The organism is Xanthomonas sp. NCPPB 3959, from assembly GCF_056675575.1.
The window spans coordinates 742667-755867 of sequence record NZ_JBWWVR010000001.1 but is presented as its reverse complement, the minus strand read 5'-3'; the positions used below and the strand labels follow the sequence as shown (position 1 = coordinate 755867).

At 65.8% G+C, this 13201-nt stretch carries 8 protein-coding genes; 3 read left to right on the top strand and 5 right to left on the bottom strand.

Going from position 1 to position 13201, the window contains the following annotated elements; translation table 11 throughout:
- Together AC1KVG_RS03000 and AC1KVG_RS02995 are read left to right on the top strand one after the other, a co-directional pair.
- On the top strand, positions 1-602 hold a 602-nt coding region (locus AC1KVG_RS03000; RefSeq protein WP_481093439.1), incomplete at its 5' end, for a hypothetical protein.
- Positions 603-665: 63 nt separating this feature from the next.
- Positions 666-1187: a DUF2314 domain-containing protein gene (locus AC1KVG_RS02995; protein WP_481093438.1), complete on the top strand. Its 522-nt coding sequence runs from the start codon at positions 666-668 to the stop codon at positions 1185-1187.
- A gap of 325 nt (positions 1188-1512) precedes the next feature.
- Here the strand turns inward: AC1KVG_RS02995 and AC1KVG_RS02990 are convergent, their stop codons facing one another.
- The 4 genes from AC1KVG_RS02990 to ptsP form a co-directional block, all read right to left on the bottom strand.
- The gene (locus AC1KVG_RS02990; protein WP_481093437.1) at positions 1513-2790 is read right to left on the bottom strand and encodes a carbohydrate porin; all 1278 of its coding nucleotides are present in this window, start codon (positions 2788-2790) and stop codon (positions 1513-1515) included.
- Between the two features lie 185 nt (positions 2791-2975).
- Positions 2976-4715: a PTS fructose transporter subunit IIC gene (locus AC1KVG_RS02985; protein ID WP_481093436.1), complete on the bottom strand. Its 1740-nt coding sequence runs from the start codon at positions 4713-4715 to the stop codon at positions 2976-2978.
- A 148-nt stretch (positions 4716-4863) separates the two neighbouring features.
- Complete coding sequence (pfkB, locus tag AC1KVG_RS02980) at positions 4864-5820, bottom strand: 1-phosphofructokinase (protein WP_481093435.1); 957 nt, start codon at positions 5818-5820, stop codon at positions 4864-4866.
- The gene (gene ptsP / locus AC1KVG_RS02975) at positions 5817-8336 is read right to left on the bottom strand and encodes a phosphoenolpyruvate--protein phosphotransferase (protein WP_481093434.1); all 2520 of its coding nucleotides are present in this window, start codon (positions 8334-8336) and stop codon (positions 5817-5819) included. The genes pfkB and ptsP overlap by 4 nt, the downstream gene beginning before the upstream one ends.
- A 177-nt stretch (positions 8337-8513) precedes the next feature.
- On the opposite strand from ptsP, the gene AC1KVG_RS02970 reads away from it, so the two are divergent.
- Positions 8514-9506 carry a LacI family DNA-binding transcriptional regulator gene (locus AC1KVG_RS02970; protein WP_481093433.1) on the top strand — a complete coding sequence of 331 codons (993 nt, stop codon included), beginning with the start codon at positions 8514-8516 and terminating at the stop codon, positions 9504-9506.
- A gap of 517 nt (positions 9507-10023) precedes the next feature.
- Here the strand turns inward: AC1KVG_RS02970 and AC1KVG_RS02965 are convergent.
- Complete coding sequence (locus AC1KVG_RS02965; protein ID WP_251755130.1) at positions 10024-13194, bottom strand: multidrug efflux RND transporter permease subunit; 3171 nt, start codon at positions 13192-13194, stop codon at positions 10024-10026.
- Positions 13195-13201: the final 7 nt, after the last annotated feature.

Sequence of the window (13201 nt, the reverse complement as noted above, 5' to 3'; positions counted from 1 at the left end):
GGGGGGCTCTGCTCTTAATTGCGGCCGTAGTAAATGTTCCGGTGTTCATAGTCGCGCTATTTCTCCTCCAGACCAAATTTCGACCGCAAATGCAGGAGGACTCCTACTACTCACGCTACCTCGATGAAGAGCGGAAGTTCAAAGGGTCGTCAAAGCCTCTGTCCAAGAGCAGCATTGATGAGGAGATCTCCGAGACCGCAGAGAAGATTGTAAAAAGCATAGGCGCAGCAGCGGAAGGCAAGCAAGCGCCAATCAAAGAGATTTTAGAAGGCTCGCAAGTTGATTTGATGGTTTATAAGCACGGCTCCACGCGTGCTCTGTCGGAACTGGTTAAGGCCGGCGAAACCTGGTCGGAAATGGTGAAAAGGTGGGGCAAGAACAGCAGCTTCACTAAAGAAGTTGATGGCTTCATAAGCGACGGAATCGCCACAATGGAAGGCAACGATTTAACAACACTCAAGCTGACAGCGCTTGGGAGTAAAGTAGCAAAGCAGGCAGAGGACAAAGGCTTACTTTTCGCCCAGAAGCGTCCGAAATTCTGGGAGAGAAGTCGTTCAAAACTGTCAGGGCAGCCTGCGAATGAAGATGAAGATGACGTCTAACAATTCATTCAAGCCGACGCCGTTTTACGGCGCGGCTTAATTCAGGCGTTAGGGGCAGCGAGAGTGAGCAACGTCGGCAAGATCCTTGGGTTCGTACGCGGCGTGCTGGGCCTTGGTCAAGCCGATGCCGCGAGCAAATTTGAGCAACCCGAAGGCGAACCTCTTTTTATGGCGATGCCCAAAGGGGAGCTTGCGCAAGCTGCCCGAGCAGCTCACGGCTCGCTAAGTCACTTTCGTCGGCTACTGGTCGATGGGACACCGACCGATGTCCCGCCAATGGTAAAGACCTACATCTCTGATCCGGCAGTTGGCGGGATGTGGCTTTGGCTAAGCGTGGAGTCCACCACGGCCTCTGGGTTCAACGCGTCCGTCTTCGAGGCCCCGCCCGAGTTCACTGATCTTTCGCCTGGCACAAGGAAGTTCGTGCCGGAATCGGAAGTAGCGGATTGGGCGTTGGTCAGCTCGGGCGTCATGCAAGGCGGTTACTCCCTTCGCATCCAACGGAGCCGCCTTCCTGCACCCGAGCGTGAGTCGTTTGATCGCTACATCGGGGTGAGCAGTTATGCGCCGCTGCCCGCGCCCTAACAATTCGCCTAAGCCGTCGCCGCTTCGCGGCGCGGCTTAACTCCGGCGTTAGGCAGTGGTGGGTCATTACAGCTTCGGCATCCGCTGCCGCGTGATCTTGCGTGTCCGCAGCTGGCTTGTGCGCGACCGGTTGGCCGATAAAGCTTCGTTGCGTGCGGTCGCGCGTCTACGCAGGTCATCGAACTCCATCGGCTATCGGCAAAAGCCCAGTCCAACCGAATCGACGCAATGCGTTGCACTGCAGTCAGATGCAACGCACCCGCCACTCACTTCAGGCAGTGGCGCCCGCCAAGCATGCGCGCAACGCGCGCAGCTTCTCTACGGGTCACAGATTCCAATCGATCCGCATGCCCGCGATCAATGCGTTCTTCAGATCGTTGGTGCGGGTCGGCTCGTTGAACTGGTCCGGGTTGATCACGTAATGCAGGTTCGGCGCGATGCGCAGGCGCTTGGTGACCTGGATGCCGTAGCTGAGCTCCATCATGATCTGGTTGTCGGCCGGGGTGCCGGTGCCGCCGGCCGAGGCACGCGCCAGGCGCAGGTTTTCGATCGCTTCGTCGCTGTACTTCTGCTGGGTGATCACAAACGCAATGTTGTCCTGCGGGCGGCTGGCGAAGGTGCCTTTCTGCACCAGGCCCAGTTGCACGAAGTGGTCCTCGATCGCCTGGCCGCCGGTGCTTTTGAGAATGGCGCCGAACACGGTCAGGCCGCGGGTGCCGGACGGGTCGGGGTTGGTGACCTGTTGTTCGAAGCGGCCGAACAGGCCCGAGCGGCCCTGCTTGTTTTCATAGCCCAGGCCGCTGAGCACGGCCGGATTGCCGTTGCGGTCGCGCAGCGGGTCGGTGTAGTCGGAGTTGTCCTGCCAGCCGCCGAGTTCGTACATCGCGGCCATGCTGCCGTCGCCGCCCTTGTTCTTGTAGCCAACCGCGTACGGCACCACCACGCCGGTGGTGTCGTCGGTGCTCCACTTCAGGCCGTGCTGGCCGTCCTGGGCCTGCACCGGGTTCACTTCATAGGCGCCCACATGCACATAGACCTTGGGCGTAACCCAGGCGGTGGCGTGCGCGGCCCAGCTGGAGACCGGCCAGTAGGTGAAGTTGCTGGTGCGGAACACGAAGGTGGGGTTGCCGCAGGCTGAGTTGCCCTGGAAGTACTGGCACAGGTCCGAGCCGAGGAAGTGGATGTTGGCCACGCTGCGGCCGGCTTCCAGTTCCAGGCGGTCGTTGAAGAGTTTTTGCAGCAGGGTGAAGTTGGCCAGCCGCGTGCCCTGGCCGCCGTAGATTTCCTGCACCGAGGTGCTGTTGCCGATGCTGCTGTTGGACAGGTTGGTGCCGTGGCGGTTGGTGACGTACAGCTTGACGGTGGCACCGCCCCAGCCGAACAGGCGGTCCATGTCGACGTCGGTGCCGACCATCAGCTGGCCGGCGTAGGCATCGCCGTTCTTGCGCCCGCCGTCGATCATCGAGGCCGCTTCGCCGGTGTAACCCAGCTTGAGCTTGAAGGCATCGGCGGCATCCTGCGCGTGGGCGAGCGGGGCCAGCGCCAGTGCCAGCGAGAGGCACAGCAGACGGGGACGGGCATGGCGGGGGGCGAGGGCGGTCATGGCAGGACTCCGAACAAAGAGGGCGTGGCCGAGAAGGCGAACGCGACAGCTAAGGGGTGGGCAAGCCGCTGGCCGCGCACAAAGGTGCGCAGCGCAGCGGTGAAACCAGTCAGGGGTGACGCAGATCAGCGATCAGATGCGCCGGATGCGCGGTGTGGAATCAGTCGGGGCGGGGCGGCCGAACGTCAGGCGATCACGTCGGCCACCGGCTTCTTGAGCAGGCGCAGCGCCACTGCGGTGACCACCACGCCGACCACCAGGGCCAGCACGTAATTGAGCAGGTGGGTCACCGCGTTGGGGATCAGCAGCACGAAGATGCCGCCGTGCGGTGCCTTCAACTCGGCACCGGCGGTCATCGAGATCGCGCCGGCCACGGCCGAGCCGATCACCAGCGCCGGGATGGTGCGCAGCGGGTCGCGCGCGGCATACGGGATGGCGCCTTCGGTGACGAAGGCCAGCCCGAGCACGCCGGCGGCCGTGGCCGAGCCGCGCTCTTCCACGGTGAAACGGTTGCGGAATACCCATGTGGCTAGCGCGATGCCCAGCGGCGGGGTCATGCCGGCGACCATGGCGGCCGCCATCGGGGTGTAGACCTGGCTGGCGATCAGGCCGGTGGAGAACGCATAGGCGGCCTTGTTGACCGGCCCGCCCATGTCGAAGGCCATCATGCCGCCCAGCAACAGGCCCAGCAGCAGCGCGCTGCTACCCTGCATGCCGCGCAGCCAGGCGGTGAGCCAGGCCAGCAGATCGGCCACCGGTTGGCCGAACACATACATCATCGCCAGGCCGACTAGCAACGTGCCCAGCACCGGCAGGATCAGCACCGGCTTGAGCCCTTCCAGGTTGCGCGGCAGGCGGATGTAGCGGTTGAGCGCGGCCACGCCGTAGCCGGCGATGAAGCCGGCAATGATGCCGCCGAGGAAACCGGCATTAAGGTTGGCCGCCACCAGGCCGCCGATCATGCCGGGCGCAATGCCGGGGCGGTCGGCGATGGAGTAGGCGATGTAGCCGGCCAGTGCGGGCACCATCAAGGTGAAGCCGGCCTTGGCGCCGATCTGGAACAGCGACCAGGCCAGCGTGCCCTGGTGCGCGTCGTCGCCGGCATAGATGCCGCCGAGCGCGAAGGCCAGCGCGATCAACAGGCCGCCGGCGGTGACGAACGGCAGCATGAACGACACGCCGGTCATCAGGTGCTTGTAGGCGCCGGTGCGGCCGTTGCCGTTGTTTTCGGATTTGGCGGCGCCCGCAACCGGAGCTGCGCCACCGTGCACGCCGGCCTCGGCCAGGGCTTTCTGGATGAGCGCCGGGCCATCGTTGATCGCCGGCTTGGTGCCGCTCTTGAACAGCCGCTTGCCACCGAAGCGGGCCAGGTCCACTTCGCGGTCGGCAGCGATGATGACCACGTCGGCCGCGCGGATTTCCTCGTCGGTCAATGCGTCCTGCGCGCCCACCGAACCCTGCGTTTCCACCCGCATCTGGTAGCCGAGCTTCTTTGCGGCTTGCTGCAGGCCTTCGGCGGCCATGAAGGTGTGCGCGATGCCGGTGGGGCAGGAGGTGATCGCAACGATGCGCTTGCCGCCTGCGCCGGATACGTCGGTCGCTGCCGATGTACTGGCTGGTGCTGTGGTGGCAGCCAGCTGGCTGACGGCGGCGGCCGGGTCGTCCAGCACCGCGCCCAGGCTCAGATGCAGCAGTTGCGCGTCGCCGAAGCGCGCGGTGTCGGCATCGGCATCGCCGACGATCAGGACGTGCGCGGCGCCGTTGGTCAGCTCGGTCGGCAGTGCGCCGAGCACGCCCTGCTCGCTGCGGATTTCGATCGTCACGCTGCGCCCGGCGGCGGTGGCCGCGCGGCGCAGCGCTTCGGCCGCCAGAACGGCTTCGGTACTGCGTTCGCCGGCGGCGATGACCACGATGGAAGAGGACATGGCAAAACTCCTGCTGTATTGCGGTCGCCGGTGAGGCCGGCGGGGGAATGTGGGCGTTACGCGTGCGGGTGACGCGTGCCGGAATGACGGCAGCCGGAATGACGCGCGCAGACCTGCGTGCCGGTCGCCGGCAAGTGCAAGGCAGCGCTCACGACAGCGTCTCGATCACGACGTCGGCCGCAGCGCGGCGCACGCCGTCGGCGCTGAGCCTGCGCGCGTCGCCGCTTTCCAGCCGGCACATCGAAAACGCCGTGGCCAGACGCGCGCACTGCTCCAGATCGGTGGCCACATCCAGCAGCGCGGCGGCCAGGCCGGCCACCATCGCGTCACCGGCGCCCACGCTGCTGCCCTGTGCCAGCCGCGGCGGCCGCGCAATCAGGCGCTGGTCGCGCTGCACGAACAAGGCGCCGTCGGTGCCCATCGAGATGACGACCAGCTGGATACCGCGTGCGATCAGTTCGTGCGCGGCGGCGCTGAGCGCGGCGCGATCGGTCAGGGGGCGGCCGGTCCAGGCTTCGAGTTCGTGCCGGTTCGGTTTGACTGCGTAAGGCAGCGCGTCGCGTGCGGCGCCTAGTGCGGCCACCAGTGGCGCACCACTGGTATCCAGCAGGACGCGTGCGCCGGCGGCGCTGGCCTGCGCCTGCAACTGTGCCCAGCTGTCGTCCGGCAAGCCGGCCGGCAGGCTGCCGGACAACACCACCGGCAGGCCGGGGCGCAGCAGCGGGGCGAGCTGATCGGACACGCCCTGCAGGTGCGGCTGGCCCAGGCGCAGGCCGGGCAGGTTGATGTCGGTGGTGTCGTTGCTGCGCGCTTCCACCAGCTTGAGATTGGTGCGGGTCTCGCCGGCCACGCGTTGGCAGTGGTCGGTGATACCGCGTTCGCGGAACAGCGCTTCGAACACGCCGGCATTGCCTGCCCCGAGCACGCCGAGCGCGGCAACCTCAGTGCCCCAATCGGCCAGGCAGGCGGCCACGTTGATGCCCTTGCCGCCGGCGTCGTTGCGCACGCTGCTGGCGCGATGCACCGCGCCCGGCTGCAAGTGCTCGAGCTGGATGGTCTGATCGATCGCCGGATTCAACGTGACGGTAATGGCCTGCAGGCTCATGCCTGGTCCTCGCGTTTGACTTCAAGCGCACGCACCTGCTCTGCGGTTTCGCAGTCCAGCGCCTGCTCGGCCAGTTGCTGCAAGGTGCTCAGCGCGGTGCCGCGCAGGCGTGCCTTGACCGCCGGGATGTCGTTGGGCGTCATCGACAATTCCTGCACGCCCAACCCGGCCAGCAGGCTGGCGCCGAACGGATCGCCGGCCAGACCGCCGCACACGCCGACCCAGCGGTCGTGCTTGCGCGCACCTTCAATGGTGCTGCGGATCATGCGCAGCACGGCCGGATGCAGGCTGTCGGCTTCGGCGGCCAGCTCCGGATTCTGGCGGTCGATCGCCAGCACGTACTGGGTGAGGTCATTGGTGCCGATGGAGAAGAAATCCGCATGCCGCGCCAGTAAATCTGCCTGTGCGGCGGCGGCGGGCACTTCGATCATGATGCCGATCGGCACTTCCGGTGCTTCGAGTTCGGCGCGGATACGTGCGCAGATCTCGCGCAAGGTGATCAGCTCCGGCACTGAGGTGATCATCGGGAACATGATCGACAGCCGCGCACCATCTTTTGCAGCGCGATAAAGCGCACGCAGTTGCGGTTCGAGCAGGTCGGGGCGACGCAGCAGCAGGCGCGCACCGCGCACGCCCAGGAACGGGTTTTCTTCGTGCGGCAGTTCCAGATGCGCCACTTGTTTATCGCCGCCGATGTCCAGCGCACGCACGATCAGCGGGCGGCCATCCAGTGCCTGCGCCATTGCCAGGTAGGTGGCGTGCTGCTCGTCTTCGCTGGGCGTGCGGCCGCTTTCCAGGAACAGGAATTCGGTGCGCATCAGGCCGACGCCTTCCGCGCCCTGGGCCAGCGCCATCGCGACCTGGTCGGGCAGGTTGACGTTGGCGCCGATGTCGATGTGGTGGCCGTCGGTGGTTTCTGCCGGCAAGGCGCGCTGCGCGGCTTCGCGCTCGCGGATGGCCTGCTGCTCGGCGATATGCGCGCGCGCCGCGTCCAGATCCAGCTCGGACGGGTTGATGTACAGCCGGCCGCTGCTGCCGTCGATGATGGCGGTGACGCCGTCTTCGATATCCAGCAACTGGCCGCCGGCAGCGACCAGCGCCGGCAGGCCGAGCGTGCGCGACAGGATTGCGGTATGCGAGGTTGGCCCGCCTTGCGCGGTGGCCAGGCCGAGCACGCGCGCGGTGTCCAGGTTGGCGGTGTCCGACGGCGACAGATCGCTGGCGAGCAGGATGCAGGGCTGGTCGGGCAGGTCGGTGAGGCCGGCGCCGGCGGCGGCCGGGTCCAGCTGGGCCAGTACGCGGCGGCCGACATCGCGCAGATCGGCCGCACGGCCGGCCAGCACCGGGTTGCCGAGTGCGGCCAGGCCGGAGGCGATCTGTTCCACCGCCTGATGCCACGACCACGCCACGCCGTGGCCTTCGACCATCAGCTGGCAGGTGCGGGTGATCAGGTCGGTGTCGTTGAGCAGCTCGGCCTGGGCCTTGAAGATCGCCGCGTCCGAGGCGCCGAGCCGGCGCTGGGTGTCGTCCTGAATCGCCGCCAGCTGCTGGCGGGTGCGGGTCAGCGCGTCGTGCAGCAATGCGCCGCCATCGCCCAGGCCGACCGGTTGATCGGCCACCTCGGTCTGCGCCGCACGCAGCCGGTGCACGATGCCGATCGCCACGCCCGGGCTGGCGCCGATGCCGACGATGGCCGGCTGCGCCTGTGGCGGGGTCCAGCCGATGACCGGGGCGGCGCGGCGTTGCGCGGCGCGTTCGGCATCGGCCTTTTCCTGCGCGGTCAGGCTGTCCATCACCGCACGCAGGCGCTTGAGCAGCGCGCCTGCATCGCTGCCTTCGGCCGAGACGGTGATGCTGTCGCCGGCACGCAGACCGAGCTGCAACAGGCCGACCAGGCTCTTGGCATCGGCCGCCTGCTCGCCGGCGCGCACTTGCGCACGCGCAGAGAAGCCGCGTGCGGTCTCGGCCCAACGCGTCGCCGGGCGTGCGTGCAGGCCGCTGGGGTAGGCGATGGTCCAGTCAAATTTTTCGGCCAGATCGGTGGCCGGCGCGGCGCTGGTGTCGGGCGCGCGGTCGCCGGTGAGCGCGGCCACGATCATGCCGGGGTCGTCGGTGGTGAACAGCGCTTCCAGCTGCGCCGGGTCCTGGATCAGGCGGGTCAGGCGGCGTAGCAGGGTGATATGGGTGTCGGACTGGGCGGCGATGCCGACCACCAGCCGGGTGATCTGGCCGGGGTTCCATTCCACGCCTTCAGGCAACTGCAGCACCGCGATACCGTCGCGGCGCACCAGATGGCGGTCTTCGCCAACCCCGTGCGGGATCGCCAGTCCGTGGCCGAGGAAGGTATTCGCCAGGCCTTCGCGGCGCCGCATGCTGGCGTCGTAGCCCGGCGCAACGCAGCCGGCGGCGACCAGTAGCTGGGCGGCCTGGGCGATGGCGTCGTCCTTGTCGCGGGCATGCGCACGCAGGCGTACGAGTTCGGGAGTGACGGGAGCGACAGGCGACGGAGAGGACAAGACGGACTCCGGGGAGTAGGAACGGGCTGGGCAGTAGTGTGGGAACGTTCCCACACTCAGGTCAATGTGCACTGCACAAAAGCGCTGTAGTGCTTTCGGGTTAGCATCGAATCCGACGCAGCGCCTGGGTCAAGGTGCGCCAAATGGAGCGGGAACGGTCCCAGTGAGTATGTCCCAGTGAGCATCAGCATCAATGACGTGGCCCGGGTGGCCGGAGTGTCCAAATCCACCGTCTCGCGCGCGCTGGGCACCGGACCGGTGAGCGAGGAGGTGCGTGCCAAGGTTGAGGCAGCCGTGCGCCAGACCGGTTACCGGCCAAACCTGATGGCGCGGCGCCTGCGCTCCCAGCAGTCCGGCATCCTGGGCGTGATCGTGGCCGATATCCGCAACCCGTACTTCACCGCGCTGATCCGCGCGGTGGAAGAGGTCGCCTATCGCGCCGGCATGCGCGTGACCCTGTGCAATACCGATGAAGACCCCGAGCGCGAGGCGCTGTACCTGCAACTGATGCAGGAAGAACGCATCACCGGGCTGATCTTCGCCCCGACCCGGGTCACGGTGGGGCGCATGCACGAACTCGCGCTGGATTACCCGACCGTGCTGGTGGACCGCGCCGGCCCCGGCAGCCGCTACGACAGCGTGGTGCTGGATAACGCCGCAGCGATGGGCGAACTGGTCGCGCATCTGCAGGCGCAGGGCTATGGGCGCATCGGCGGGCTGTTCGGCACCAGCACCACTGCGGCCGAGCGCCGCAACGGCTATCTGGCCGCGATGGGCGCGCAAGGGCTGACGCCTGCGTACCGCGAAGTGGCGCCCACCGCCGAAGCGGCGATTGCCGAAGTCGGCCAATGGCTGGCCAGCGCAGACAGGCCCGAAGCCATCGTCACCAGTAACAGCCTGCTGTTGATGGGCGCACTCAAGGCCGCCCGCACCGCCGGCTTGCGCATTCCCGACGACCTGGCCCTGGCCGGCTTCGACAACGAGCGCTGGACCGACTTGGTCGAGCCAGGCATCACCGTGGTCGAGCAGCCGGTCGAAGACATGGGCCGCGCGGCGATGTCGCTGCTGCTGGAACGGCTCAAATCGCCACAGCTGCCGATTCGCCGCCTGGTGATGACCGGCCGCTGCGTGGTGCGTGGCTCCACCGGCGCCCGCAGGCCGGGTATCTAACTGTCCCGAAGTAGCGCCCAGCGCCGGCCAAAAATCCTGGCTCGTCGCGCGTGCGGTGCCCTCACCGCTCGCGGGACACGCCGTGAACACGGTCCCGCAATCGGCGAGGGCACCGCATCAGACAGTTGGCTGGTGACGTTATTTGAAGAACGAAGACACTGCAGCACACGGTTAACGGTTGCTCTGTTGGAAAACGCCGCACACCGACCATCCCGACTGGTCCTTGCCCGCCCACCGTCGCGGGACCTTACGCGGCATGGATGCCGCGTAAGAGCCTACACGGACGTACTTGCGGCGTGTCCCGCGATGGTGGGCGGGCAAGGGCCCTGCAACCAAGCCGCAGATCAGCAGCTCTACAACTGACCTATCCGCACTGTCGAACCGCTTCGATACGCTGAGCCGGTAAAGCCCCATCGCGCCCAGGTGCGCTCCTACGGGGTATTGCGTTTCGTCGCTACAGCACACAAAAAAAGCCCCGGCAGTGCCGGGGCTTTTTGGTTTACAGCGAACGCCTGACTCAGCGATCCGGACGATGCGATCCAGCGTCGCCCTGTGCCGCGACGTATTCCTTGGACTGCTCGTCCAGCTTGTCGCCCAGCATGCGGCGCACCACCACGAAGAACAGCGGGATGAAGATCACGCCGAGCACGGTGGCGAACACCATGCCACCGATCACGCCGGTACCGATGGAGTGACGCGAGTTGGCGCCGGCGCCGGTCGAGATGGCCAGCGGCAGCACGCCCAGGATGAAGGCGAACGAGGTCATCAGAATCGGGCGGAAGCGCAGGTGTGCCGCTTCCATCGTCGCATCGCGCAGGGTCTTGCCCGCCGCACGCTGCTCCACTGCGAACTCCACGATCAGGATCGCGTTTTTCGCCGCCAGACCGATCACCGTGATCATGCCGATCTTGAAGTACAGATCGTTCGGCAGGCCGCGCAGCATCGAGAAGACGATCGCACCCAGCACACCGATCGGCACCACCATCAGCACCGCCACCGGAATCGACCAGCTTTCGTACAGTGCGGCCAGGCACAGGAACACCACCACCACCGACAACGCGAGCAATAGCGTGGCCGCGTTACCGGCGATGATTTCCTGATACGACATGCCGCTCCAGTCGAAGCCGAAGCCAGGCGGCAGATCGTTGTTGACGATCTCTTCCATCGCCGTCATTGCCTGGCCGGAACTGCCGCCCGGAGCCGGGTTACCGACGATGTTCACCGCCGAATAGCCGTTGTAGCGGTTCAGTGCCGGCGAGGCGTAGGTCCAATCGGCCTTGACCACATTGCTCAGCGGAATCATTCCCGGCTGCCCATCGGCACCGACTGCAGTGGCGCTAGGGCTGAAGAAGCTGCGCAGCGACTCGGGGCCGGTACGGAACTGGTCGTCGGCACGGATGTTGACGCGCTTGATGCGGCCTTCGGAGAAGTAGTCGTTGATGTACACAGGCGCCAGCATCAGCTGGATCGAGCTGTAGATATCGCTGACTTCCAGGCCCATCGACTGCGCCTGCACACGGTCCACGGACAGCTGCAGCTGCGGCGCGTCTTCCAGCCCGTTCGGGCGTACGCCCACCATGGTGTCCTGCTTTTCCGCCGCCTTGCCCAGCACGATGTTGCGCGCCTGGGTCAGGGCTTGCTGGCCTGCGCCGGAGCGGTCCTGCAGCCACATGTCGAAGCCGCCGAACTGGCCAAGGCCCTGCACGGTGGGCAGGTTGACCACGAAGATCTGCGCGCCCTTGATGCCGTAGAACATGCCGTTGAGCTGCTTGATCAACTCCTCTGCGGTCACATCGCGCTCTTCCCACGGCTTGAGCCGGATAAAGCCCATACCCACGTTTTCGCCCGAGCCCAGGAAGCTGAAGCCGGCGATCTGCAGCATGCCTTCCACGGCCGGCTGCTTCTCCAGGACCGCACGCATCTGCGCAAAGGTCTCGTTGGTCCGGATCTTGGTGGCGCCCGGCGGCAACTGCACGATGGCCAACGCAAAGCCCTGATCTTCTTCCGGCAGGAAGCTGCCCGGCATGCGCGTAAACAGGAAGCCGCACAGCACCACCAGCACCACGAATACGATCATCCACGGTGGCGAGTGCTTCAGGGTATTGCCGACCACGCCCACATAGCGATGCGCCAGCTTGTCGTAGTACTTGTCGAAGGTGCGGTAGATCCAGTTCTTCTTGGTCGAATGGGTCGACTTGAGGAACGCGCCGCACAGCGCCGGGGTGAAGCTCAACGCCAGGAACGCGGAGAAACCCATCGACATGGCGATGGTCAGCGCGAACTGCTTGTAGATCGCGCCCGAGGCGCCGGGTTGCAGCGAGGAGGGAATGAACACCGCTGCCAGCACCACGGTGATGGCCACCACCGCGCCGGTGATCTGGGTCATCGCCTTCTGCGTGGCCGCCTTGGGCTCCAGATGTTCCTCGCTCATGATGCGTTCGACGTTCTCGATCACCACGATCGCGTCATCCACCACGATGCCGATCGCCAGCACCATCGCAAACAGCGTCAGCTGGTTGATGGTGAAGCCGATCATGTACATGCCGAAGAACGTGCCCAGCAACGCGACCGGAATCACCAGCGTGGGAATCACGGTGGCGCGGAAGTTCTGCAGGAACAGTAGCATCACCAGGAACACCAGCACGATGGCTTCCACCAGCGTGTGGATCACTTCCTCGATGGAAATGCGCACGAAGGTGGTCGACTCGTAAGGCGCAAACCAGGTCACGCCCTGCGGGAAGGTCGGCTGCAGTTCGTCGAGCTTGGCACCGACCGCCTCGGACACATTCAGTGCGTTGGCGCCCGGCAACAGCTGGATACCGAACGCACCGGTGGGCTTGCCGTTGTACTGGGTGTCGAAGCCGTAGTTGCTCGGCCCCACGGTGACCCGTGCGACATCCTTCAAGCGCACCGTGGCACCGTTGTTGTCGGTACGCAGGATGATGTTTTCGAACTGGTCCGGCGAGCTGAAGCGGCCTTCCGCCGAGACCGTGGCGGTGAAGCTGATGCCTTCCGGGGTCGGGTCGGCACCGACCGAACCGGCAGCGAACTGCACGTTCTGGTTACGCACCGCAGTCAGCACCTGGGTCGCCGACAGGTTGTAGCCCTGCAGCTTCTCCGGGTTCAACCAGATGTTCATCGCGTACTCGGCGCCGAACTGGTTGGTGCTGCCCACGCCGGGCACGCGCGAGATCTGCTCGAGCACGCGCGAACCGACGATGTCGTTGAGCGCATCGCGGTTGATCGACGGGTTGTCCGAGCGCAACGCGGCCACCATCAGGAAGCCGGCGTTGGCCTTGGCCACCACCACACCCTGCTGGGTGACTTCCGAGGGCAGACGCGGCGTGGCCAGCGACACCTTGTTCTGCACCTGCACCTGCGCGATATCCGGGTCGGTGCCGGTTTCGAAGGTCAGGGTGATGGTGACGCGGCCGTTGGCGGCCGAGGACGAGTTGAAGTACAGCAGGTGGTCGATACCGGTGAGCTGCTGCTCGATGACCTGGGTCACCGCCTTCTCGGAGGTATCGGCGCTGGCGCCGGGGAAGTTGGCGGTGACGGTGACCTGCGGCGGGGCGATCGTGGGGTACGACTCGATACCCAGATTCAGGATCGAGATCACGCCCGCAAGCGAGATCAGGATCGCCACCACCCAGGCAAAGATCGGGTGTTCAATAAAAAACTTAGGCATGTCCGGT